General features: G+C 73.8%; 23 protein-coding genes. 12 read left to right on the forward strand and 11 right to left on the reverse strand.

Annotation, left to right across the window (positions count from 1 at the left end; translation table 11 throughout):
• The 6 genes from KBX37_RS16965 to KBX37_RS16990 form a co-directional block, all read right to left on the reverse strand.
• The coding region (locus KBX37_RS16965) for a hypothetical protein (RefSeq protein WP_210776918.1) at positions 1–192 on the reverse strand (192 nt) is incomplete at its 3' end.
• A gap of 143 nt (positions 193–335) precedes the next feature.
• The gene (locus tag KBX37_RS16970; protein WP_210776919.1) at positions 336–1970 is read right to left on the reverse strand and encodes a glycoside hydrolase family 43 protein; all 1635 of its coding nucleotides are present in this window, start codon (positions 1968–1970) and stop codon (positions 336–338) included.
• Positions 1971–1996: 26 nt separating this feature from the next.
• Positions 1997–2920 carry a carbohydrate ABC transporter permease gene (locus KBX37_RS16975; protein ID WP_307849096.1) on the reverse strand — a complete coding sequence of 308 codons (924 nt, stop codon included), beginning with the start codon at positions 2918–2920 and terminating at the stop codon, positions 1997–1999.
• On the reverse strand, positions 2917–3840 hold the full coding sequence (locus KBX37_RS16980; RefSeq protein ID WP_307849097.1) for a sugar ABC transporter permease: 924 nt from the start codon (positions 3838–3840) through the stop codon (positions 2917–2919). Before KBX37_RS16980 ends, KBX37_RS16975 begins: the two co-directional genes overlap by 4 nt.
• The gene (locus KBX37_RS16985) at positions 3837–4160 is read right to left on the reverse strand and encodes a hypothetical protein (protein WP_210776920.1); all 324 of its coding nucleotides are present in this window, start codon (positions 4158–4160) and stop codon (positions 3837–3839) included. The genes KBX37_RS16980 and KBX37_RS16985 overlap by 4 nt, the downstream gene beginning before the upstream one ends.
• Positions 4115–5122, reverse strand: coding sequence for an ABC transporter substrate-binding protein (locus tag KBX37_RS16990; protein WP_210776921.1), 1008 nt, complete (start codon positions 5120–5122; stop codon positions 4115–4117). The genes KBX37_RS16985 and KBX37_RS16990 overlap by 46 nt, the downstream gene beginning before the upstream one ends.
• 231 nt (positions 5123–5353) lie before the next feature.
• On the opposite strand from KBX37_RS16990, the gene KBX37_RS16995 reads away from it, so the two are divergent.
• The 5 genes from KBX37_RS16995 to KBX37_RS17015 all read left to right on the forward strand — a co-directional run bounded on the left by KBX37_RS16995 (position 5354) and on the right by KBX37_RS17015 (position 9443).
• Positions 5354–6367, forward strand: coding sequence for a LacI family DNA-binding transcriptional regulator (locus KBX37_RS16995; protein ID WP_210776922.1), 1014 nt, complete (start codon positions 5354–5356; stop codon positions 6365–6367).
• Between the two features lie 144 nt (positions 6368–6511).
• Positions 6512–7246 (forward strand): hypothetical protein, encoded by a 735-nt coding sequence (locus KBX37_RS17000; RefSeq protein ID WP_210776923.1) that lies wholly within the window; start codon positions 6512–6514, stop codon positions 7244–7246.
• Positions 7247–7371: 125 nt separating this feature from the next.
• A complete protein-coding gene (locus tag KBX37_RS17005) occupies positions 7372–7884 on the forward strand; it encodes a DUF6529 family protein (RefSeq protein WP_210776956.1) in 513 nt (170 codons plus the stop codon).
• Between the two features lie 22 nt (positions 7885–7906).
• Positions 7907–8347 carry a Rieske (2Fe-2S) protein gene (locus tag KBX37_RS17010; protein WP_210776924.1) on the forward strand — a complete coding sequence of 147 codons (441 nt, stop codon included), beginning with the start codon at positions 7907–7909 and terminating at the stop codon, positions 8345–8347.
• Positions 8348–8705: 358 nt separating this feature from the next.
• Positions 8706–9443, forward strand: coding sequence for a GAF and ANTAR domain-containing protein (locus KBX37_RS17015; protein WP_210776925.1), 738 nt, complete (start codon positions 8706–8708; stop codon positions 9441–9443).
• 9 nt (positions 9444–9452) lie between these two features.
• On the opposite strand, the gene KBX37_RS17020 is transcribed toward KBX37_RS17015, so the two are convergent.
• On the reverse strand, positions 9453–10163 hold the full coding sequence (locus KBX37_RS17020; RefSeq protein WP_210776926.1) for a GAF and ANTAR domain-containing protein: 711 nt from the start codon (positions 10161–10163) through the stop codon (positions 9453–9455).
• Between the two features lie 332 nt (positions 10164–10495).
• Between KBX37_RS17020 and KBX37_RS17025 the strand changes: the two genes are divergently transcribed.
• From KBX37_RS17025 to KBX37_RS17035, 3 genes are all read left to right on the forward strand, one after another.
• A complete protein-coding gene (locus KBX37_RS17025; RefSeq protein WP_210776927.1) occupies positions 10496–11023 on the forward strand; it encodes an STAS domain-containing protein in 528 nt (175 codons plus the stop codon).
• Positions 11024–11138: 115 nt separating this feature from the next.
• Complete coding sequence (locus KBX37_RS17030) at positions 11139–12332, forward strand: hypothetical protein (RefSeq protein WP_210776928.1); 1194 nt, start codon at positions 11139–11141, stop codon at positions 12330–12332.
• 272 nt (positions 12333–12604) lie between these two features.
• Positions 12605–13285: a hypothetical protein gene (locus KBX37_RS17035; protein ID WP_210776929.1), complete on the forward strand. Its 681-nt coding sequence runs from the start codon at positions 12605–12607 to the stop codon at positions 13283–13285.
• Between the two features lie 324 nt (positions 13286–13609).
• Here the strand turns inward: KBX37_RS17035 and KBX37_RS17040 are convergent, their stop codons facing one another.
• On the reverse strand, positions 13610–14809 hold the full coding sequence (locus KBX37_RS17040) for an ROK family transcriptional regulator (RefSeq protein WP_088962252.1): 1200 nt from the start codon (positions 14807–14809) through the stop codon (positions 13610–13612).
• A gap of 220 nt (positions 14810–15029) precedes the next feature.
• Between KBX37_RS17040 and KBX37_RS17045 the strand changes: the two genes are divergently transcribed.
• The 4 genes from KBX37_RS17045 (at position 15030) to KBX37_RS17060 (ending at position 19626) form a co-directional block, all read left to right on the forward strand.
• On the forward strand, positions 15030–16328 hold the full coding sequence (locus tag KBX37_RS17045; RefSeq protein ID WP_210776930.1) for a sugar ABC transporter substrate-binding protein: 1299 nt from the start codon (positions 15030–15032) through the stop codon (positions 16326–16328).
• A 68-nt stretch (positions 16329–16396) separates the two neighbouring features.
• The gene (locus KBX37_RS17050; protein ID WP_210776931.1) at positions 16397–17380 is read left to right on the forward strand and encodes a carbohydrate ABC transporter permease; all 984 of its coding nucleotides are present in this window, start codon (positions 16397–16399) and stop codon (positions 17378–17380) included.
• Entirely contained in the window at positions 17373–18212 is an 840-nt protein-coding gene (locus KBX37_RS17055) for a carbohydrate ABC transporter permease (RefSeq protein ID WP_210776932.1), read from the forward strand. The genes KBX37_RS17050 and KBX37_RS17055 overlap by 8 nt, the downstream gene beginning before the upstream one ends.
• A gap of 4 nt (positions 18213–18216) precedes the next feature.
• Positions 18217–19626 carry a GH1 family beta-glucosidase gene (locus tag KBX37_RS17060; protein WP_374103772.1) on the forward strand — a complete coding sequence of 470 codons (1410 nt, stop codon included), beginning with the start codon at positions 18217–18219 and terminating at the stop codon, positions 19624–19626.
• A gap of 312 nt (positions 19627–19938) precedes the next feature.
• Here the strand turns inward: KBX37_RS17060 and KBX37_RS17065 are convergent, their stop codons facing one another.
• From KBX37_RS17065 to KBX37_RS17075, 3 genes are all read right to left on the reverse strand, one after another.
• Entirely contained in the window at positions 19939–20307 is a 369-nt protein-coding gene (locus KBX37_RS17065) for a GNAT family N-acetyltransferase (RefSeq protein ID WP_210776933.1), read from the reverse strand.
• A gap of 16 nt (positions 20308–20323) precedes the next feature.
• On the reverse strand, positions 20324–20479 hold the full coding sequence (locus KBX37_RS17070) for a hypothetical protein (RefSeq protein ID WP_210776934.1): 156 nt from the start codon (positions 20477–20479) through the stop codon (positions 20324–20326).
• Between the two features lie 117 nt (positions 20480–20596).
• Positions 20597–22522 carry a S9 family peptidase gene (locus KBX37_RS17075; RefSeq protein ID WP_210776935.1) on the reverse strand — a complete coding sequence of 642 codons (1926 nt, stop codon included), beginning with the start codon at positions 22520–22522 and terminating at the stop codon, positions 20597–20599.
• Positions 22523–22529 lie beyond the last annotated feature (7 nt).

Raw genomic sequence — 22529 nt, forward strand, 5'->3', positions numbered from 1 at the left:
GACGCTGCGGTTCACCGCCCGGTCCAGCGACGTCGACCAGGCCACCGTCACCGCCACCGTGCCCGTCGGCAGAGGCACCACCGGGCCGCGGGCGAGCCCGCCGCCGGCCGGGCCGGCGGAGCCCCAGGCACGCCGGCTGACACCCGGGGGCACGCCGCAGTCCCGGGCCACGCCGGTTGAGCGGCCGGGCACGCCGGCTGAGCCCCGGGGCACGCCGCAGCCCGGGCCACGCCCGTTGAGTGGCCCGGCACGCCCGCGCAGGTGCCCGGCGTCGGCGCACAGTGCCCGCCCCGGCCGGCGCGCCGACCGGGTGTCCCGGTGGCGGCGTCCGCCGGTCAGTCGACGGCCGCGCCGGTGTGCCAGGTCGCCGAGTCGAAGTCGGCGTACCCGCCGTCGGCGCCGATGTCCTGCACCCAGAGGCCGGCGAACGCCCCGGTGAAGCCCCAGCCCGTCGGCTCGCCGTCCACCGCGCGGGCGGCGTGCTCGTCGGAGAGGATGGTGGCGTCGAGCACGGGTGACAGGGGCCGCCACCCGTCGCCGAGGTCGTAGGAGAACCGCAGGGCCGGCCCGTCGAAGACCATTCGCAGCCCGATCCGCGCGCGCCGCCCCAGCCGCACGGTCGCCTCGGGGTACGCCGTGCGCCGGCCGGAGTCGCAGCTGAGCACCTCCAGCACCGGCTCCCCCGCATCGTCGAGGCTGACGTAGGCGTAGTGCCAGTTGCGGCTGTTGTAGTAGCCGGTGATTCCGGCCAGCTGGCGGAAGGTCTCCGGCCGGAACTCCAGCACGGTGGACAGGGCGCAACGCGGGTCGGTGACCCGGCGGGCGACCAGGCTGGGCCGGTGCCGCCCGACCGGTGACTGGCCGCCGACGATCCGCAGGTGGGACGGGCGGGCGGCGAGGTCGACCCAGTCCGGGGTGGCCGGACGGCGCAGGGTCGACCAGGCCGGCCCGAGGGTGGGGGCGTCGAAGTGGTCGGTCGCCGGCTCCGCCGGCCACGGCGCGGGCGGCAGGTCGGGGGCGGCGACCACGTCGGCCGGTACGCCCCCGCGCACCCGGGGCCACCCGTCGGCGGTCCACTCGACCGGTTGCAGGGCGGTCTCCCGGCCCAGCACGCAGTTGCCCAGCGGGGTGTAGGGGCGGCCGGTCAGGTGGGCCAGGTACCACCGGCCGTCGCCGGTCTCGACCAGGCTGCCGTGGCCGGCCTTCTGCAACCGCAGCTCGGGCCGGCCGTACGAGCTGATCAGCGGACCCGCCGGATCCGGCCGGTACGGGCCGAACAGCGACCGGGAGCGGGCCACCGTCGCCTGGTGCTCCCAGCTGGTGCCGCCCTCGGCGGTGAGCAGGTAGTACCAGCCGTCGCGGCGGTAGAGGTGCGGCCCCTCGGTGACCCCGGCGGTGGTGCCCTCGAAGATCAGCCGGGGCGGGCCGACGAGCCGCCCGGCCACCGGGTCGTACCGCTGGATCTCGATGCCGCCGAACGAGTCCCGCCCGGGACGCCAGTCCGCGCGCATGGCCAGCAGCCAGGTGCTGCCGTCGTCGTCGTGGAAGAGCGACGGGTCGAAGCCGTGCGCGTGCACGGGCACCGGGTCCGACCAGGGCCCGGTGATGTCCGGCGCGGTGACCACGTAGTTCTGCGGGTCCCAGTAGCCGCTGGCGAAGCTGGCCACGTCGGTGTAGACGAGGTGGAACCGCCCGTGCGCGTACGACAGGCAGGGCGCCCAGACGCCGCACGAGTTGCCGACGCCGGTGAGGTCGAGCAGGCGGCGCTCGGTGAGGATGCCGCCGAGTGGTCGCCAGTGGACCAGGTCCCGGGAGTGGTGCAGCCGCACCCCCGGGTACCACTCGAACGTCGAGGTGGCCAGGTAGTAGTCCGCCCCCACCCGCAGGATCGACGGGTCGGGGTGGAAGCCCGGCAGCACCGGGTTGTGGATCATGCGGGTGGTGGTGGGCGTGGTTACCCCGCTGGTCATGGGGAGGTCTCCTCGTGGGGGGCGGGTCACTTGCCGAAGCCGGCGGTGAGGCCGCCGAGCAGGTGACGCCGGCCGAACAGGTAGAGGGTGAGCACCGGCAGGGCGGAGAACACCACCAGCGCCATCAGGCCGGGCACGTCGGTGCCGAACTGGTTCTGGAAGTTCCACAGCCCGAGCGGCAGCACCCGCTGCTCGGGGCTCTGGGTGAGCACGAGGGGGAAGAGGAAGCCGTTCCAGGCGCCCAGCCCGCTGAAGATGCCGATGCTGACCAGGCCGGGCCGGGCCAGCGGCACGACGAGCCGGGTGAAGGTGCGCGCCGGGCCCGCCCCGTCGACCGTCATCGCCTCGTACAGCTCGTCGGGGATGTCGCGCAGCGTGCTGGTGAGCACGACGACCGACATGGGCAGGGAGAACGCCACGGTGGGCAGGATGATCGCCAGCAGCGAGTCGTAGAGCTGGAGCCGGGTGATGATCAGGTAGATCGGGACGACCACGGCCTGGGCGGGGATGGCCAGGCCGAGCAGGAAGAGCGCGAACCCGACCCGCACGGCCCGACTCGTGCCGCGCACGATCGCGTACGCCGCGGGCAGCGCGAGCGCGAGCACCAGCATGATCGTCGCGGCGGTCACCACCGCGCTGTTGAGCAGCAGCCGGGCAAAGCCCTGCCCGAGCAACCGGCCGTAGTTGTCGAGGGTCAGCGTCCCGGGCAGGGCCAGCGCGCCGTCGTTGAGGTAGCCGTCGGGGGTGCGCAGGCTGGTGACCAGGATGTAGTAGAGCGGCAGCACCACCACGAGCAGCCAGAGTGTCACCCCGACCCCGGCCGGCAGGTTCACCGGCCCGCGGGCCCGCGCCCGGCCCGCGGCGGGCGGCTCGTCGGCGCGTACCCGCGTCGTGGCCGGCGCGGGCGTGCCGCGCGGCGGCGCCGGCCGCACGGACTGCGGTTGGCTCACAGGCCCTCCCGGTCGCTGGTCATCCGGTGGTAGCCGGTGGCCCGGACGATCAGCACCGACAGCACGGTGCCGACGGCCACCAACAGCACCGACAGCGTGCTGGCGTAGCCCATGTCGAAGCCGACGAAGCCCTTGATGTACATGTGCAGCGGCAGCACCCGGGTCTCGGTGCCCGGCCCGCCACCGGTGAGCAGCAGGATCGTCTCGAAGTAGGTGAGCGACCCGACGATCATCAGCACCGAGGAGGCGACGATCGTGTGCCGCAGCAGCGGCAGGGTGATCGACCGGAACTGGCGTACCCGGTCGGCGCCGTCGATGGCCGCGGCCTCGTAGAGGCTCGCGGGGATCTGCCGGACGGCGGCCTGGTAGATCAGCGTGTGGAACGGGACGAACTGCCAGGCGATGACGAGGGCGACCACGTACAGCGCGCGGTCCGGGTTGCCGATCAGGTTGCCGTCGGGCGCGCCCAGCCAGGGCCCCAGCGTCGCCGCGGCGCCGAAGTTGGGGTCCAGCAGGGACAGCCAGGCCAGCGCGATCGCGGCGGTGGAGAGCAGCAGGGGCAGGAAGAAGGCCGCCGAGAGGATCGCCCGGTTGCGCTGCGGCGCCGCCGCCCAGACGCCCAGCAGCAGCGCCAGCGGGGTCTGCACCACCCAGCACAGCACAGTCAGCAGCAGCGTGGTCCAGATGCCGTGGGTCAGGTCGGCGTCGTCGCGCAGCGCCCGCCAGTTGTCCAGCCCGGTCCACACCGGATCGCCGAGCCCGTTCCAGCGGGTCAGGCTGAGGTAGGCCACGACCAGGATCGGCGCCAGCCCGAAGGCGGTGAAGAACAGCCCGGCGGGGACCGCCCAGAGCGCCCCCGGCCGGCCGTGCCGGCGCCGGTCCGCCGGGGCCCGGCCGAGGGCCGGCACGGCCGCGGTCACCGCGCCTTGCCCATCGCGGCGACGAACTCGGCGGGGGTGAGCTGGGAGAGGAAGAGCTTCTGCAGGTTGGTCAGCAGCTCGCTGCCGACCGAGGGCGGCAACGCCTGGTCCCAGGACTGGGTGAACGACGACGCGCCGGACACCAGCTGGTAGGTGAAGGTGGTGAACTCGGCGCCCGGGGTGCCGGCCAGCTTGGTCTCCACTCCCTTGACCGCCGGCACCTGCCCGGCGGCGATCAGCCCCTGGACGTACGGCTCGGAGGTCAGGGTCCGCTTCAGGAAGTCGACGGCCGTGTCGGGGTGCGTGGAGCTGGCCGACACCGAGTAGTAGTTGCTCGGGTCGCCGGCGCCGTCGGGTCGCCGGCGCCGTCGGCGACCGTCGGGAAGGGCAGCCAGCCCAGCTTGCCGTCCCTGACGAAGGCCGGGTTGTTGGTCAGCTGGGTGGAGTACTCCCAGCTGCCCATGAGGAACATGGCCGCCTTGCCGGTGGCGAAGAGCTTGGAGGCGCCGGAGTTGTCGTAGTTGATCGAGGCGAAGTTCGCGCCGAACGCGCCCCGCTTCGCCAGCTCCTGGCACATCGTGGCGGCCCGCACCACCGCCGGGTCCGACCAGGCGCCGGCCGCGCCGGCGGCGATCGCGGCGAACTTGTCGGGCCCGCCCACCCGGTCCAGCAGGTACTCCAGGTACATCAGTTCGGTCCAGCCCTGCGAGCCGGGCAGCGCGATCGGGGTGACCCCCTTGGCCTTCAGCGCGTCGACCACGGCCAGCAGCTGCTCGTACGTCTTCGGCGGCTGGAGCCCGGCGGCGGCGAAGACGCCCTGGTGGTAGTAGAGGATCACCGGCTGGATCCCGTTCATCGGCAGGGCGTACTGCCGGCCGTCGACCTGCCCCACCGACAGCACGCTCGGCAGGAACGCGGCGGACAGGTCGGCCGTCCGGTCGGTCAGGTCGGCCACCTGGCCGGCCTTGACGAACTGGGCGAGGTTGCCGCCGCCCCAGTTGAAGAAGACGTCCGGCGCCTGTGGCGACCCCATCGCCACCTGGAGCTTCTGCTTGTAGGCGTCGTTGACGTACGTGGTGAGCTGGATCTTGTTCTCGGCGCCGGAGTTGTAGGCGTCGATGGCGGGCTTGACCACCTTCTGGTATTCGGCGTCCTGCAGAGCCCAGAGCTGAAGCTGCTCACCCCCGCCCGGTCCGGAGTTGCCGCACGCGGCGAGCGAGCCCAGCACGCCGGTGCTGAGCAGGGCTGCGGCCGTACCACCCAGGAAATCGCGCCGACGCATGGCCGATCACCGTCCTCTCCACGACCCGGCCGCGGCCGACCGGATGCCTCGATAAGTTTCGGGAAAGTTTCGATTTCGAGGCAGACTAGGCAGCGTCGCGAGATCGGGTCAAGGGGCCGCCGTCGATGGAACGGCAGCGGAATCTAACGGATCGGACACGTCGGTGGGCAGTTTTCGAAACTTTCGGGATACGATCGAGGGCAGGGCACATCGATCGCCGAGGAGAGTGGCATGCCGGAGACGCGGGCGACCCTGTCGGAGATCGCGGCCGCCGCCGGCGTGTCCGTGCCCACCGTCTCGAAGGTGCTCAACGGCCGGCCGGACGTCGCGCCCGCCACCCGGCAGAAGGTGCAGGACCTGCTCGACCGGCGCGGCTACACGGCCCGGCGGGCCACCTCCTCCGGTGGCGCCGGCCTCATCGACCTGGTCTTCCGCGACCTCGGCAGCCCCTGGGCGATGCAGATCCTCGACGGCGTCGAGGAGCTGGCCTACCGGGCCGGCATGGGCGTCGTGGTCTCCGCCGTGCACGGCCGGCACCGCACCCGCCCCGACCGGCGCTGGATCGAGCAGCTCTCCGCCCGCCGCTGCGACGGGGTGCTGCTGGTGCTCTCGGACCTCTCCCCCAGCCAGCAGAGCCAACTCGACGAGCTGGGCATCCCGGTGGTCATCATCGACCCGGCCGGGCAGCCCGGCGCGGGCATCCCGTCCGTCGGCGCGACGAACTGGGCCGGTGGCGTCGCCGCCACCGAGCACCTGCTCGCCCTCGGTCACGACCGGATCGCCGTGATCGGCGGCCAGCCCACCGTGCCGTGCAGCCGGGCCCGCGTCGACGGCTACCGGGCCGCGATGAACGCGGCGGGCCGCAAGATCCCCGCCGGTTACGTCCGGCACGGCGACTTCAACGCGCCGTCCGGATACCGGGAGATGAACGCCCTGCTCGACCTCTCCCGCCCGCCCACCGCCGTCTTCGCCTGCGCCGACCAGATGGCCCTCGGCGCCTACGAGGCGCTCTACGAGCGCGGCGCGCGGGTGCCCGACGACGTGAGCATCGTCGGCTTCGACGACCTGGACGCCGCCCGCTGGTCGGCCCCGCCGCTGACCACCGTTCGCCAGCCGCTGACCGAGATGGCCGGGATGGCGACCCGGATGCTGCTCGCGCTGGTCGCCGGCGAGGAGCTGGACAGCCACCGCATCGAGCTGGCCACCCCGCTGATCGTCCGGCAGAGCACCCGCCGGCCGGCCTGAGCGGAACCCCACCCTCCCGGGTCCGCGGGCCCGGCGCCGCCGCGGCTGCTGCCGGCCGTGCCCGCGAAATTGCCGCCACGGATCGGCGAGCGGATTGAACGACCGGCGCCCCGGCACCGTACGACCGGGTGAAGGGAGCTGCTCATGAAGCACATCACCCCGTTGCTGACCCTGCTGACCGGGGCCGGGACGGCCGCCGTGCTGTTCGCGATGAGCGCCCAGGCGGCGCCGCGTACGGTCCAGCCGACGGCCGCCGTCACCCCCTCGGCCAGCGCCACGGCGCCACCCGACGCGCCCTCGACACCACCGGTCGACCCGACCGGGCAACCGCCCGCGCAGCCGTCCGAGCAGCGCGGCAGCCCCGGCGCTCCCACCACCGCCCCGGCCGCCCCGGCCGCGCCGGTCACCGGGAACTGGACCGGCCGGCTCGACAGCGGCGCCACCATCGCCGTCACCGCCACCAAGGGCACCGCCGTGGCCTACGTCTGCGACGGCCGCCGGCTGGAGATCTGGCTGCGGGGCACCGCCGCGGACGGCCGGCTGAAGCTGACCGGCAAGAAAGGCGCCACCCTCGCCGCCACGATCGGCGACGGCGACGTCACCGGCGAACTGGTCGTCGGCGGCCAGCGGTGGAGGTTCACCGCCGAGGCCGCCGCCACGCCCGCGCCCGTGCTCTACCGGGCCACCGCGCAGACGCGCCGGGCCGGCGTCGACGGCGGCTGGATCATGCTGCCGGACGGCTCCCAGATCGGCGTGCTCACCCGCGACGGCTCCCCGGCGCCGGCCCCGCCGCGCGACCCGGCGTTCGGCACGACGATCGTCGACGGCCGCACCGTCGCCGCCGAGCCGGTGGCCGCCGACGCGGGTACGGCGGAGTGAGGCTCGGTCCCCGGCACGGCGTCGACGCGGACTCCGCCGACGACACCACGCCGGTCGTGCACGTACGGTTCGACCCGGCGCCCGCGCCGGACCGACCCGCCACGCTCGGCGCGCCCCGGGCGTCGCTGCTCGTACCGTTGCTGGTCGGCGCGGCCGTCGCGGTGGCCACGGGCGCCTACGGTCGGCTCCACACCCCGACCGGCATCGCCGTCAACCTGGCCGGCTTCTCCGGCCCGCAGGCGGTGAAGGTGTGGCTGGGCAGCGGCGCGGCGTTCTTCGCGGTCCTCCAGTTGCTCTCCGCGCTGGCCATATGGGGCCGGCTGGGCAGCTTCTCCCCGTCCTGGGCGGGCACCGCGCACCGCTGGTCGGGCCGGATCGCATTCCTGCTGACCGTGCCGGTGGCGGTGCACTGCCTCTACGCGCTCGGCTTCGCCGACCACGACCCGCGCACCCTGCTGCACTCGCTGCTCGGCTGCCTGTTCTTCGGCGCCTTCACCACCAAGATGCTCGCCCTGCCCCGGCCGGGCCTGGCCGGCTGGGTGCTGCCGGTGATCGGCGGGTTGGTCTTCACCGTCCTGATGGGCATCTGGCTGACCTCGTCGCTGTGGTACTTCACCACGGTCGGCGTCGGCACCTGAGGTACGAGAGGAAGGCGAGGACATGGTCGACGACCGCGATCCCGGCTGCCCGTCCCGGCGAGCGATGCTGGGCGGTGCCGGCGCGGCGGGCCTCACCGCCCTGCTGACCGGCTGCCAGACGTACGGCGAGGCCGCGGCCCCGGCCCCCCGGGCGACCGGCGCGGCGGGCGGAGCGGCGAAGCCGCTGGCCACGGTGGCGGACATCCCCGTCGGCGGCGGGAGGATCTTCGCCGCCCAGGGGGTGGTGGTCACCCAGCCCGCCGAGGGCACCATCAAGGCGTTCTCGGCCAGGTGCACCCACCAGGGCTGCACCGTCACCGCCGTCCGCGACCGCACCATCGTCTGCGCGTGCCACAACAGCGTCTTCGACATCGCCGACGGCTCGGTGCGCAGCGGACCGGCCGGTCAGCCGCTGCCGGAGGCGGCCGTCTCGGTCGAGGGGAACAGCATCCGGCTGGCCTGACCGGGCGGGACGGGACTCGGGTGCCGGGGGGGTGACCGCCCGCAGCCGGTGCTGGGCCATCGCCTGGCCGAACGCGGTCCCGCCGCCCCCGCGGTAATGCCGGCGGGCGCCGCCGGGCGGCCGCCCGGCGGGCGACGCACGGACGGTCCGGGGCCGCCGCGACCGGAGGGGACGGTAGAGTGGACCACTGCAGCCGACGCCCCGCCAGGCGTCGCGAGCGAGCGTCAAGCAGCGGCGCTGGTCCCCGGTCCGCCCCCGCGGAGCCGCACCCGCGGCCGACGGGAGTGGGCCGTTCCCGTCATGCGCTGCCCCGGCTCCGCCGGAACGATTGCGCCGGTTCGCAAGGACGTCAGACGCCATGCCGCAGTTCCCCCTCGACCTGACCGAGGCCTTCATCCAGCTGGGCACGATCCGCTACGACGAGACGGGCCTGGACGCCGTCCTGACCCGGATCGCCCAGGTCGCCCGCGACGGCATCCCGGGGGCCGCCGAGGTGTCGGTGACGCTGGTGCACGGCACCGAGGCCACCACCGCCGCCTACACCGGCGACCTGGCGCTGCGCCTCGACGAGTGGCAGTACGAGCAGGGTCGGGGCCCGTGCCTGGACGCGGCGACGACCGGCACGGTGATGATCGTGGCGGACATGGCGACGGAGGGCCGGTGGCCGGAGTGGGCGCGGCGGGCACGCGAGGCCGGCGCGGGCAGCTCGATGTCGATCGGCCTGCCCATCCAGGAGGCGGTGGTCGGGGCGTTGAACGTCTACGGCACCCGGCCGGGCGCGTTCGACGAGGTGGCGGAGGCCGCGCAGACCTTCGCCGACCACGCCGCGGTCGCCCTGGCCAACGCCCACCTCTACGACAGCACCGCCACCCTCGCCCAGCAGATGCAGTCGGCGATGCACAGCCGGGCGGTCATCGAGCAGGCGAAGGGGATCATCATGGGCGAACGGCGGTGCTCGGCGGACGAGGCGTTCGCCATCCTGGCCAAGGTGTCGCAGAACTCCAACCGCAAGGTGCGTGACGTGGCCGAGTCGTTGGTGCGTCAGGTCACCGCGGGTGGCGCGGCGCCCCGGCAGTCGACCCGCCCGGAGGGCTGAGTCACCCGCTCAGCCGGTCGCCCCCTCGGCCCGCCCCACGAGCGCCGCGGCGACGTCGCGCACCGTGCGATTGGTGTCCTGGGACAGCTTTGCCAGGATCGCGAACGCCTCGTCGGCCGAGCACCGCCGTTCGCCCATGATGATGCCCTTGGCCTGCTCGATGACCGCCCGGCTCTCCATCGCCGCGCGCATCTGCTCGGCCAGCGTCGCGGCGTTCTCGTACAGGTGGGCGTTGGCCAGGGCCACGGCGGCGTACGCGGCGAAGGTCTTCGCCAGCTCCTGCGCGTCCCGGTCGAAGGCGCGCGTCGCCAGCCCGTAGACGTTGAGGGTGCCCACCACCGCCTCCTGGATGGGCAGGCCGATCGACAGCGAGCTGCCGACACCGGCGTCCCGGGCCCGGCCGGCCCAGGCCGGCCACCGGTCCTCGTCGGCGGTGTCCGGCACGGAGATCGCGTCGCCGCTGACCGAGGCGTCCAGGCACGGGCCCCGGCCCTGCTCGTACTGGAACTCGTCGAGTTCGAGGGCGAGTTGGCCCGTGGTGGCCGCACTCTGCGCGGTGGTGCCCCGCAACAGCGTCACGGAGACCTCGGCGGCGCCGGGGATGCTGCGCCGGGCCAGCCCGGCGACGGAGCGCAGCACCTCGTCGACACCGGTCTCGTCGAGCCGGATCCGACCGAGCTCGGCCAGGGCGTCCTGCGGGGACAGCGGAGTCTGTACCATGGAACGGGCCCTTCACGACGGGGCGTACCCCACGGGTGCGGCGGGCGTGCGCCGCGTCGGTCTTCGGTCGGACCGTCCCCGGACCGCGCGCGGCGGCCGTGTCCCGGGCCGCGGTGGCGGCCTCGCACCGGGGCGGCGTGGCACCTCGCACCCTACCCGTCGCGCCGACATCCCGTCCCCCCAGTCGGCGGCGGCACCGGACGGCGGTCGCCCGCCATGACGTGTGGAAATCGGCCGGCAGGGGTAGCGTCGGACCCGGGTCGAGACACGCGCCCAGGACCGGCACCGAACCGCGGTGCCGTGAAGTCCGATCCATCCCGCAAGGGGGCGCGATGTCCACGGAACTGCCGTACGGTCCACGCCGGCGCGCGGGCGGCAACGTCCCCGCGCCGGACGCGCCGGTGATGTCACTCGACTGGGAGCACGAGGGACCGCTGACGGTGGTCTCGGTCCGCGGTGAGGTGGACATGAGCAACGCACACCTGCTCGTCGACCTCGTGGCGGAGCTCGCCCACCGCTCCGCCCCCCGGGTCGTCCTGGACCTCTCCGGGGTCCGCTTCATCGACCTGCACGCGGTACGTGCCCTCCTCGAGGCGGACCGCCTGCTGCGCGAGGCGGCGGGCGACCTGGCGCTGCGACGACCGCCCCGCTGCGTCTCCCGCCTGCTGCACCTCACCGCGACGGCACACCTGTTCCGAGTGGACGAGGGTCCGGTTCCCGGCGACGCGCCGTGGGCCGGGCCGGCCGCCAGCGGCGACCACGGCCCGCCGAGGCGAGCCAGCGGCGCCCTGTCGGCGCCCCACTCCCGGATGGACGCCGGTCGGCCGCCCCTGCCCAGCGGCCGGGAGGTGCCGGCCTGACCAGCGGCACCGAAACCTGCGCCCCGCACCGCGCGCTCTCTGTCACCGCACCGGCGCTTTCGGTAGAGTCCCCGGTGCCGGCCCTTTGGGGACGGCTGAGGTAGGGGGTGCGGCGATGGGCGTGCGGAGCGGGCGGCTGGGGCCTGTCGCGCTGCGCCTCGGGCTCGTGCTCGGCGCCGCCGCCTGCGCCTGGATCGGCTACGAGGCGGGCGACGCCCGGTCCGCACGCGCCGCCGACGCGCCGCCCGTCGTCACGGTGGACGCGGTCGTCGGAGGCGTGACCGACCTGCTCCAGACCACCCTCTCTCCGGTGGGGATCCCGCCCTCGGTTGCGGCCGACACTCCGGATCCCCCGCGCCGGGCCGGGTCCGGCGACGATGGCGGCGACACGGGCGGCACGCCGCCGTCCCGGGCCGGGTCGTCCCCGGCAACCGACACCCGCCACGCGACGCCGCCGCCGAAACGCCGGACAGCGCCGCCCGCCGACCGACCGACCCGAGCCGCCCCGCCGCGCCCGGGGACACCGGAGACCGTGGCCGCGCGCACGAGCCGGCCGCCGCGGGACCGGGTGGCTACACCGCCGGCCAACGACGTCGACCGGGTGGCGACCCCCGCCGTGGGCGCTCTGCCCGCCGTACTCGACCCGGTGGCCGGCCCCGTCCTCGGCGCCCTGCCCCCGGTGGTCGACCCGATCGCCGGTCCCATCGTCGGCGGCCTGGCGCCCGTGGTCGACCCGCTGCTGCGCGGCCTCCACCCGGTCCTCCGGCCGCTGAAGCCGGTGCTCCACCCGCTGAAGCCGGTGCTCCACCCGCTGGAGCCCGTGCTTCGGCCGCTGCAGCCGGTGCTGGGGGCGCTGCGTCCGGCCGAGGTCGCCCCGCCCGCCGAGCGGGCGCCCGGGGCGGACGGCACGGCCAGGCAGGTGCCCGGGGCGGCGGCCACGGTCGGGCGACCACCCGGTGCGGCCACGACCCTCCCGCCGACACCATCCGCCACGGCGCCGCCCACCGGCCAACTGAGGACCGACACGGCCCTGGCCGGCCCGGCACGGGCGAGGGCGGCCGCGTGCTCGCCGGCGGAAGCCGGCACCGGTCCGCTCCGCCACCCGGTTCGACCCGACCTCATCCCATACCGCGGCGCGCCCGCCACCGACACCGGCGGCATGGGGTCGGCCGGGGGCGGCCACCAGCCCGTCGCCGACGCATCGACGGTCGCCTGGCCGCCGCCCGCCAGCGGGCGGCGGCTCTGCCGGCCGGACGGTCCCGCTCCGCTGCCGTCCCGCTGTCCCCGGCCGGGGAGCAGACCCGCCTGACGGCCTCCGCCGACCCGACGTGGGAGTCCACCTCGTCGTGGTGGCGCCGCCGTCGCCTCGGATCAAGTCCGATCGCGACGGCCGCCGCCACCCCGTTCCCGCCGTCGCCGCCGGCCGCGCGTCCCTGTCTCCCACCGCTCCGGCGTCCGCCGGACTGACGGCCCTGCGCGGGCCCCGCGTCGCCGACCACACCGTCGCCTGGTGTCACCGGGCCACCGCCAATCGGCCACGCCTGCCGTACCCCGATCATGATCTTGATCAGGAGTCACACCATGAGCTACCCCATGCCCGTCGCCCGCGCCCGCTGGTGCGACGTCGGCCGGACCGTCGACCTTGTCACCGCCAGTCTCGCCACCACCGTGCTCGGTGCCTGGCTGGTCCCCGACGAGCAGCGCAGACCGGTCGTGCTGGCCGACGTGGCCCGGATCTGGACCGAACACGCGCTGCTGGTCGGCGACGTGTTCCTGCTGCGCGCCGGCGCGGCCGCCACCGTCTGGTTCCACCGCTACCGCCCCATCCCGCCGCCCGCCCGCTACGCGGAGCGGCTCGCGCTGGCCTGCGGCGCGGATCACGAACGGTTCCTCCTCCTCGAACAGGCCCTGGCCGCGCACCGCCCCAGCCAGGCGCACCACCACCTGGCGATCCTGGCGGTGCCGCCCGGCCCGGACCGCGCGGCGCGGGCCGGCGCCGTCCTCGCCGGCAGTCAGCGGTGGATGGACACGCTCGGCCTGCCGACGTACGCGGAGACCTTCAGCGAGGGCCACCGCGCCCTGCACGGTCGGCACGGGTACCTGGAGCGCGACAGCTTCCCCCTGCTGAACGGGATGCTGGTGCACCCGATGTGGCGTCCGGCGTCGCAGCCGGAGCGACGGGGCGCCAACGTCGCCCGCTGGCCGACCGGGCGACCGCCCCGACCGGAGCAGAACCGGGCGCGGGAGTGGGTTCCGAGATGACCGGGCGCGCCACCGCACCGTCCCGGGCGCGATGAACCGGGGCGGCCCCCCAGGCCGCCCCGGCCCCCCGTCGTCTCGCTCGCTCGACCAGCGGTGACCCCCTTCCAAGGGTTCACCGAGCCGGCGATGTCGCACCGCGAGCGCCCTCGCGACACAGGCCCCGCTGTCGTGACCTCGTCGCCATGGCGACCACGGCGCCCACGGCGTTGGGCGGAACGGCCCCGGTGCCGGCCCGCCGCCCGTCCACCATGGCCCTCAACGAGTCCAGCGCCGGCGGGTACCACACCTGAGGTCGGCCGCGCCTTCCAGCGGGCCCGATGACGGTCAGTCCCGTACGCCGCCCGAGGCGAGCAGCCGGGCGATCGGCAGGGTCGCCGCGCCCAACGCCACCGCGTCCACCCCCAGCCGGCCGAGCTGGATCGACGCCTGCTCGTACGGCTGGCGCAGCGCCTGCCGGCCGGCGGCCGCCCGGATGGCCGGGAGCAGGTCGCCGAGGGCCACGGCGGCCCAGCCGCCGAGCACCACCCGCTCCGGATTGAACAGGTTGATCAGGTTGGCCACCCCGGCGCCGAGGTAGCCGGCGGTCTCGTCGAGCACCCGCCGGGCGGTGGCCGAGGTGGCCGCCGCGTCGACCAGCGCGGCGAGCTGGGACTCCTCGTCGTCGCCGGGCACCGGCCGGCCCCGGCGGGCCTCCCGGTAGCGGTCGATGATCGCCTCGGCCCCGACGTACGCCTCCAGGCAGCCCCGGGCGCCGCAGCGACAGGCCCGGCCGCCGTACACCAGGGTGGTGTGCCCCCACTCGCCGGCGCTGCTGGACGCCCCCCGGTAGGTGATCCCGTTGGTCACCACGGCCGCTCCGACGCCCGAGCCGACCAGCGCGAACACGGCGTGCCGGGCGCCCCGGCCGGCGCCGAACCACATTTCCGCCTGGCCGAGGGTCTTGGCCCCGTTGTCGAGGTGCAGCGGCAGGTCGGTCCCGTCGGCGATCAGCCGTTGCAGCGGAACCCGGTCCCACCCGAGCGCCTGGGCGTGCACCACGGCCTGGGCGCCCTGCTCGACCACCCCGGAGACGCCGATGCCGACGCCGAGCACGTCGGCCGCCGCGACGCCCGCCCGGGCGGTCACCGCGTCGATGCCGGCCAGCACGTGGCCGGCCACCGCGGCGGGCTCGGTGCGGGCCGGGTCCAGCGGGTACTCGCTGCTGGCCAGCAGCGTCATCGCCAGGTCGAACAGCTCGACGCGGACCCGGGTCTCCCCCACGTCGACGCCGATCACGGCGGCGAACCCCGGCGCGACCCGGAGCATCATGCTCGGCCGCCCCCCGTCGGAGGAGGCGGCGCCCGCCTCGACGACCAGCCCCTCGTCGATCAGGTCACCGACGACGTTGCTCACCGCGGGCTGGCTCAGCCCACTGCTGCGGACCAGGTCCTGCCGGGTCAGCGGGCCGTCGAGGAAGACCTTCGTCAGCAGGGTGGACCGGTTGCGCAGCCGGAGCCCCCGGTTCGTCGCTCGCACCAGCTCCACTCGCCACCTCGCATCCCTTCGGCCGCCCGGGCGACTGTACGTCCCCATGCTTGACGGCCCTTCGGACAACTACTTTAATGACGACATTAATTAAGGCGTGATGTAACCGACGGGATCGACGATCCCCGTTCGCTCCCCACCGCCCGGTCGGCCGCCCGTCACCTCCGCCCCGCGACAGCTGCCCACCGGTCCCCCACCACTGCAACCAGAAGGGCACACCGTGTCGAGACGACACCTCGGGATGATCGCCGTGGCCGTGCTGACCGCCGCCTCGCTCACCGCCTGCGGCGACTCGGACGAGGCAGGCAGCGGGTCCGGCAAGACCCTCACCTACTGGGCCAGCAACCAGGGCCCCAGCCTGGAGGCCGACAAGCAGATCCTCCAGCCGGAGCTGGACAAGTTCGAGAAGCAGACCGGCATCAAGGTCACGGTCGAGGTCGTGCCCTGGTCCGACCTGCTCAACCGGCTGCTCGCCGCCGCCGCCTCCGGGCAGGGCCCGGACGTGGTCAACATCGGCAACACCTGGTCGGCGTCGATGCAGGCGACCGGCGCGATGGTCGAGTTCGACGACGCGACCCTCGGCAAGGTCGGCGGCAAGGACCGGTTCGTCCCCGCCGCGCTCGCCGCCGCCGGCGCGCCCGGCAAGCCGCCGGCGGCCGTGCCGCTCTACAGCCTGTCCTACGCCCTCTACTACAACAAGAAGGCGTTCGCCGACGCCGGCCTCACCAGCCCGCCGACCACCTGGGAGCAGGTCGCCGAGTACGGCCGCAAGCTCACCGGCAACGGCAGGTGGGGTCTGGCCGTCGAGGGCGCCAACCCGTCGGAGAACGCGCACCACGCCTTCACCTTCAGCCAGCAGTACGGCGGCGAGTGGTTCGACGCCGCCGGCAAGCCGACCTTCGACACCCCGCAGAACGTCGCCGCGGTCAAGCGCTACGTCGACCTGATGGCCGCCGACAAGGTGGTCAACCCGAGCAACGCCGAGTACGCGCAGAACCAGGCCGTCTCCGACTTCGCCAACGGCAAGGCGGCCATGCTGCTCTGGCAGGCGGCCGGCTCGAACCTGAAGTCGCAGAACATGGCCCCCGACGCGTACGGGGTCGCTCCGGTGCCCTTCCCGGCCACCCCGCCGGCTGGCGGCAAGAAGGTCAACAGCATGGTCGCCGGGATCAACATCGCCGTGTTCAAGCACACGAAGAACAAGGACGGCGCGCTGGAGTTCGTCAAGTTCATGACCAGCGACGCCGAGCAGGTGGCGCTGAACAAGACGTACGGCTCGCTGCCGGCGGTCAAGACCGTCGCCGGTGACGCCGCGTTCGCCGCGCCCGAGCAGAAGGTCCTCCAGGAGGTGCTGGCCACCACGGCGGCGCCGCTGCCGCAGGTGCCCAACGAGAGCACCTTCGAGACGCTGGTCGGCACCGCCATCAAGGAACTGTTCGCCGACGCAGCGAGCGGCAAGCCGGTCACCGAGGACGGCATCCGGCAGAAGCTCACCCGGGCCCAGCAGCAGCTGCGCTGACCCGCCGGACCGGTGGTCGTGGGAGGGATCGCCGACCCTCCCACGACCACCTGAGCGAGAGGACGCCGATGGCGACTCGCACCACCCCCCGGGCCGTCGCGCCGACCGGCCGGCCGGCCGACGCCGCCGGCACCGCACCCCGCCGCCGGCGCCCCCGCCGTACGCTCCTGCCGTACCTGCTGCTCGCCCCGGCCGTCGTGCTGGAACTGGCGGTCCACGTGGTGCCGATGGCCGTCGGCGCGTGGATGAGCCTGCTGGAGCTGACCCAGTTCCACATCCGCGACTGGTCGACCGCGCCCTTCGTCGGGCTGGACAACTACCGGGTCGTGCTCGACGTCGACTCCGCCGCCGGGGCGGAGCTGCTGCACTCGTTCTGGGTGACCGTCGTCTACACGATCATCTCGGTCGGGCTCTCCTGGCTGCTCGGCACCACCGCGGCCGTACTGCTGCAACGTCCGTTCCGGGGGCGTGGCCTGCTGCGCGCCCTGTTCCTCACCCCGTACGCGCTGCCGGTCTACACCGCGGTGATCACCTGGAGCTTCCTCTTCCAGCGCGATACCGGCCTGGTCAACCACGTCCTGGTCGACCAGCTGCACCTGCTCGGCGACAAGCCGTTCTGGCTGATCGGCGGGAACAGCTTCGTGGCGCTGCTGGTGGTGTCGATCTGGCGGACCTGGCCGTTCGCCTTCCTGTGCGTGATGGCCGGCCTGCAGAACATCCCCAACGACCTGTACGAGGCCGCCGCCGTGGACGGGGCCGGCTTCTGGCGCCGGCTGCGCTCGGTCACCCTGCCGATGCTGCGGCCGGTCAACCTGGTGCTGCTGCTGGTGCTCTTCCTGTGGACGTTCAACGATTTCAACACCCCGTACGTCCTCTTCGGCGGCTCGGCGCCGGACCAGGCGGACCTGATCTCCATCCACATCTACCGCAGCTCGTTCAAGACCTGGGACTTCGGCTCCGGGTCGGCGATGTCGGTGGCGCTGCTGCTGTTCCTGCTCGCGGTCACCGCCGGGTACCTGCTGATCACCAACCGCCGGAGGAACGATGCGTGAGACCGCCGCCGAGCGCTGGAGCCGCCGGGTGGTGCTGACCCTGCTCGCGGTCTTCGTGCTGGTGCCGCTGTACGCGATGGTCAGCAGCGCGGTCAAGCCGCTGCAGGACGTGCAGAACGCGTTCACCTGGTGGCCCCGGCGCCCCACCGCGCAGGCGTTCGTGGACATGTGGTCGACCGTCCCGCTGGGCCGCTACCTGGTCAACAGCCTGGTGGTGTCCAGCGTGGCGGCGGTGCTGTCGGTCTCCGTGGCGATCTTCGCCGCGTTCGCGGTCAGCCGCTACCGGTTCCGCGGCCGGGGCCTGTTCTCGGTGACCGTGCTCTCCACCCAGATGTTCCCCGGCATCCTCTTCCTGCTGCCGCTGTTCCTGATCTACGTCAACCTCGGCAACGCCACCGGCATCGCGCTGTACGCCAGCCGCACCGGCCTGGTCATCACCTACCTGACCTTCTCGCTGCCGTTCTCGATCTGGATGCTGGTCGGGTACTTCGACTCGATCCCCCGCGAACTCGACGAGGCGGCGCAGGTCGACGGGGCCGGCCCGCTGCGCACCCTGTTCCGGGTGATCCTGCCGGCGGCGGTGCCGGGCATCGTCGCGGTCACCGTGTACGCCTTCATGACCGCCTGGGGCGAGGTGCTCTTCGCCTCGGTGATGACCGACGAGAACAGCCGCACCCTGGCCGTCGGTCTGCAGGGCTACTCCACCCAGTTCAACGTCTACTGGAATCAGGTGATGGCCGCCTCGCTGGTGGTCAGCGTGCCGGTCGTGGCCGGCTTCCTGGCGTTGCAGCGCTACTTCGTCGCCGGCCTCACCGCCGGCGCGGTCAAGTAAGGCCATGTCCAGAGAACCTCGCGAGGAGAAGCCGCCCGTGCCCGACCTGTCCAAGCTGCCGCCCGACTTCCGCTGGGGCGTCGGCACCTCGGCGTACCAGATCGAGGGCGCCGTGCGCACCGACGGCCGCACCCCGTCCATCTGGGACACCTTCTGCGAGGTGCCGGGTGCGGTCGACAACGGCGACACCGGGGCGACGTCCTGCGACCACTACCACCGGTGGCCGCAGGACGTCGCGCTGATGCGGCAGCTCGGGGTCGGGGCGTACCGGTTCTCGGTGGCCTGGCCCCGGGTGCGGCCCGACGGCGTCGGCCGGGTGAACCCGGCGGGCCTGGACTTCTACGACCGGCTGGTGGACGCCGTGCTGGCCGCCGGCATCCGGCCGGTCGTGACGCTCTACCACTGGGACCTGCCGCAGGCGTTGCAGGACCGGGGCGGCTGGCCGGAGCGCGCCACCGCCGAAGCCTTCGCCGACTACGCGGCCGTCGTCGCCGCCCGCCTCGGCGATCGGGTCAGCGACTGGTGCACCGTCAACGAGCCGCTCTGCGTGGCCTGGATCGGGCACCTGGAGGGGCGGATGGCCCCCGGCGAGCGAAACCTGGCGCGGGCGGTGCGCACCGCGCACCACGTCCTGCTCGGACACGGGCTGGCCACCCAGGCCGTGCGGGCCCACGCCGCCCGGCCGGCGTCGATCGGCCCGGTGCTCAACCTCAGCCCCTGCGAACCGGCGAGCGACCGGCCGGCGGACGTGGCCGCGGCGCGACGGATGGACGGCCACGTCAACCGGTGGTGGCTGGATCCGTTGCACGGCCGGGGCTACCCGGCGGACATGCTCGCGACGTACGGCGTCGAGCCGCCGGTCCGCGGCGACGACCTCGCCGTGATCGCCACGCCGACCGACTTCCTCGGCGTCAACTACTACTTCCGGCAGGTGGTGGCCGACGACCCGGACGGGCCGCCGCCGTACGCCCGGCAGGTGCCGGTGCCCGGCGCGGCGCAGACCGCGATGGGCTGGGAGGCGTACCCGGCCGGGCTGGAGGAGCTGCTGGTCGCGGTCAGCGAGGAGTACGCGCCGGCCCGGATCATGGTCACCGAGAGCGGCGCGGCCTGGCCCGACCGGGTCACCCCCGAGGGCACGGTCGAGGACCCGGAGCGGACCGCGTACCTGGAGGGGCACCTGGCGGCCTGCGCGGCGGCGCGCGAGCGGGGCGTGCCGCTGGACGGCTACTTCGTCTGGTCCCTGCTGGACAACTTCGAGTGGGCGTACGGCTACGACAAGCGCTTCGGTCTGGTGCACGTCGACTACGCCTCCCAGCGGCGCACGGTCAAGGCCAGCGCGCTGCGCTACGCCGAGCTGATCCGCGCCCACCAGCGGCTGGCCGGGTCGAGCGAGGCGATCCCGGCGCGCGGCTGACAGCGGGGTTCCACCCGCATCACCCGGCGGTCCCGGCGGTACCGCGGACAGCGGTTCCGCCGGGACCGGCGTGGGAGGGGACTCATGGCGGGACAGGCATCCCGTGCTCGCCCGGCTCGACGCGCTCGTCGGCCGATGGACGGTGCGGCCCCACGTCGCGGGACTTGGCGCGGCGTGGTGCCAGTTCGCCTGGCCGGACGGCGAGGCGTTCCTGCGCCAGTTCGCCGACATCGACTCACTGCCGGCCAGCGCGTGCCCCGATGGCGACCAACAGCCCTGGGCTCCGTCCTGGCAGTGCTGTCGAACACGAGTTCAGGCAGACGGCGTGACCGGGGAGCGCAGGCCGAGCCACTGCTCGGCGTCCCAGGCGTGGAACCGCTCCACCTCGGTGAACCCCAGCTTTGCCGCGAGGCGCATCGAGCCGACGTTGGCGGTCTGGGTGGTGAGCACCACCGGCTCGCCGGGAAGGACGCCGTCGAACCAGTCGAGTGCCGCCGCGCACGCCTCGGCGGCGTACCCGAATCCCCACGCCCGCGGCAGGAACAGGTAGCCGAGATCGGCCTTTCCCACGGCAGCCGGGCGACGGTGCCCGGTTGCTCTCCTGAGCAGGATCTGGCCGATCATCGCCCCGTCGAGATCAACGACGAAGCTCCCGGGCCACCGCTCGGGCGCCCCGGGCATCTCGCGCTCAAGCGCGTCACGCGGCCGGGGGCCGCCAGAGGTAGGTGTGCACCTCTGGCGACACTAGCAGCTCGATGAACGCCGCACGGTCCCGGGCCTCGGACTCACGGAGCACGAGCCGCTCGGTCCGGATCGGCTCAGGCGGCCACGCGACGGATCCGAGCTCAGTCATGTCGGCCAGCCAATCAGCAGACCCGGCAGCGATCAAGACTCGCGGACCGATCAACCCGCCGGCCCGGGCCCCACCCTCACCTACGGGGCCGGGCCCGACGAGCCACGCCGCGTCGGGTCATCCGAGCCACCGGTCGAACCAGGCGCGGGTACGGCGGAGCACGTCGAGTTGGTGGTTGCGTTCGCGGATCGAGTGGTTCTCCCGGGGATAGACGACGTACTCGTGCTCGACTCCGAACCTGCGGAGCGCGCGGTGGAAGAACTCCGCCTGCGACACCGGGACGTTCGTGTCGTTCTCGCCGTGCAGGATCAGCACCGGCGTGCGGACCTTGGCGGCGTACGAGATCGGGCTGAGCCGGTCGTGACGGTGTGGACCCGTTCCCTCCCAGCCGCTGCTACCACCGAGGGCCGACTCGAACGGGCCCAGTTCTCCGGTTGCGGCGAGCATTCCCCAGTCGCTGATGCCGGCGCCCATCACGGCGGCCTTGAACCGGTCGGTCTGCCCGACCGCCCAGGCGGCCATGAACCCGCCGTGGCTCCAGCCGCCGATGCCCAGCCGGTCCGGGTCTGCGACGCCGTCGGCGATGAGCAGGTCGATGCCGGCGCAGATGTCGGTCCACTCATCGAGGCCGACCGCACCGGCGACGCGCACGGCGAAGTCGTGGCCGTGCCCTTGGCCGCCGCGCGGGTTCGGCAGAAACACGGCGTAGCCGGCGGTCGCCAGCCACTGGCCGGACGGGTCCCAGCCGAGCATGAGCCGGTCGGCGTGCCGGTGGTACGGGCCGCCGTGGACGAGTGTCACCAGTGGAAAGGGCCCGTCCTCGCGGGACCGGCCGGCGGGCAGGATCAGCAGGCCGTCGAGGGCCAGCCCGTCGGACGCCGTGTATGACAGGCGTTCCTGGACACCCCAGGAAATGTCGTAAAGTTCGGGCCTGAGATCGGTCAGCCTCGTCAGCGACTCGCCCGCGGGGCCGGCGTGGACGTTCCCGGGCTGGTAGGACGTGCTGACAACCGCCGCGACGATGTCGCCGTGCCGGTTCGTGGTCAACGACGTCGCGAGGCCGTCGACCCGGGACACCTCGACGAGGATGGGCCCGGCTGGATCGAGCCGGTGGATCGCGGTGTCGAGCCCGTCGGCAACCAGCACCAGCGGCAGACCGGCGTCGACCTGGACCAGGTTGCTCGGGCAGGCGGTCGTGCCGGCGGTCAGGTTACGGTGCTCGCCCGCCGGCCCGCGCACCGGCACGGCGACATCGAGTACCGCGTGTCCGCCCACGAGAGCGGGCGGGGTCGTCGCGACATATGCCAGGTGCCAGCCATCGTCGGCGGGCCACCAGACGAGCGACGACGCGCCTGCCACAGCCGGGCCGAGGTCCCGGGTCACGCCGCTGTCCGGGTCGAACAGGTGCAGACCGGGCTCCACCAGACCCGGGTCCACGTCGGGGGTCGACCAGGTCAGTACCGCCAGCACTCCGTCGTCGGGCCGCTGGGCCACCTCGACGACATGGCGATCGCCGAACGTGTCCGGGGTCCGAACCTCCCGGCTCCGTACGTCGAGCAGCCGCAGCCGGTCCGGGAGCACGCGTTCACCCCACACCCGAGCGTCGTCCCGCTCCCGGTCCCGACGTTCGTCCTCGGCGGACGGTTGATCGGCTGCGATCACCACGACACGGTCCGGATCGGCCAGCGGGAGGTGACCGGAGACCCCACCGGCCCAGGACGTGACCGCCTCCACGACACCGTCGACCAGCCCCACCCGGTGCAGTTGCGCCGCGCCACGCTCGGCCCGGTCGGAGAGAAAGTAGATCGACAGCGAATCCGCAGCCCACCGCGGCGCCGAGTCGTACGCCTCTCCCGAGGTCAATCGTCGTGGCAACCCGGTCCCGTCCACGGCGGCGACCCAGAGTTCGCTGACCGGGTGAACATCAGCCCGCCCGACCGGGGCGACCACGAAGGCGACCCACCTGCCGTCCGGCGACAGCGCCAACGCCTGCGGAACCCGCCCGTCAACCACCAACTCGGCGGAGAGCTGCGCACGGGCCACCGGGGCA

Origin of the sequence: Micromonospora sp. U56 (assembly GCF_018070095.1) — a bacterium.
Taxonomy (GTDB): Bacteria; Actinomycetota; Actinomycetes; order Mycobacteriales; family Micromonosporaceae; genus Micromonospora; species Micromonospora purpureochromogenes.

Coding starts and splice junctions, on each gene's coding strand:
- KBX37_RS16970 (WP_210776919.1), bottom strand. CDS start 1,970: ATGACCAGCGGGGTAACCACGCCCACCACCACCCGCATGATCCACAAC.
- KBX37_RS16990 (WP_210776921.1), bottom strand. CDS start 5,122: ATGCGTCGGCGCGATTTCCTGGGTGGTACGGCCGCAGCCCTGCTCAGC.
- KBX37_RS16995 (WP_210776922.1), top strand. CDS start 5,354: ATGCCGGAGACGCGGGCGACCCTGTCGGAGATCGCGGCCGCCGCCGGC.
- KBX37_RS17000 (WP_210776923.1), top strand. CDS start 6,512: ATGAAGCACATCACCCCGTTGCTGACCCTGCTGACCGGGGCCGGGACG.
- KBX37_RS17010 (WP_210776924.1), top strand. CDS start 7,907: ATGGTCGACGACCGCGATCCCGGCTGCCCGTCCCGGCGAGCGATGCTG.
- KBX37_RS17015 (WP_210776925.1), top strand. CDS start 8,706: ATGCCGCAGTTCCCCCTCGACCTGACCGAGGCCTTCATCCAGCTGGGC.
- KBX37_RS17020 (WP_210776926.1), bottom strand. CDS start 10,163: ATGGTACAGACTCCGCTGTCCCCGCAGGACGCCCTGGCCGAGCTCGGT.
- KBX37_RS17025 (WP_210776927.1), top strand. CDS start 10,496: ATGTCCACGGAACTGCCGTACGGTCCACGCCGGCGCGCGGGCGGCAAC.
- KBX37_RS17030 (WP_210776928.1), top strand. CDS start 11,139: ATGGGCGTGCGGAGCGGGCGGCTGGGGCCTGTCGCGCTGCGCCTCGGG.
- KBX37_RS17035 (WP_210776929.1), top strand. CDS start 12,605: ATGAGCTACCCCATGCCCGTCGCCCGCGCCCGCTGGTGCGACGTCGGC.
- KBX37_RS17050 (WP_210776931.1), top strand. CDS start 16,397: ATGGCGACTCGCACCACCCCCCGGGCCGTCGCGCCGACCGGCCGGCCG.
- KBX37_RS17055 (WP_210776932.1), top strand. CDS start 17,373: ATGCGTGAGACCGCCGCCGAGCGCTGGAGCCGCCGGGTGGTGCTGACC.
- KBX37_RS17060 (WP_374103772.1), top strand. CDS start 18,217: ATGTCCAGAGAACCTCGCGAGGAGAAGCCGCCCGTGCCCGACCTGTCC.
- KBX37_RS17065 (WP_210776933.1), bottom strand. CDS start 20,307: ATGCCCGGGGCGCCCGAGCGGTGGCCCGGGAGCTTCGTCGTTGATCTC.
- KBX37_RS17070 (WP_210776934.1), bottom strand. CDS start 20,479: ATGACTGAGCTCGGATCCGTCGCGTGGCCGCCTGAGCCGATCCGGACC.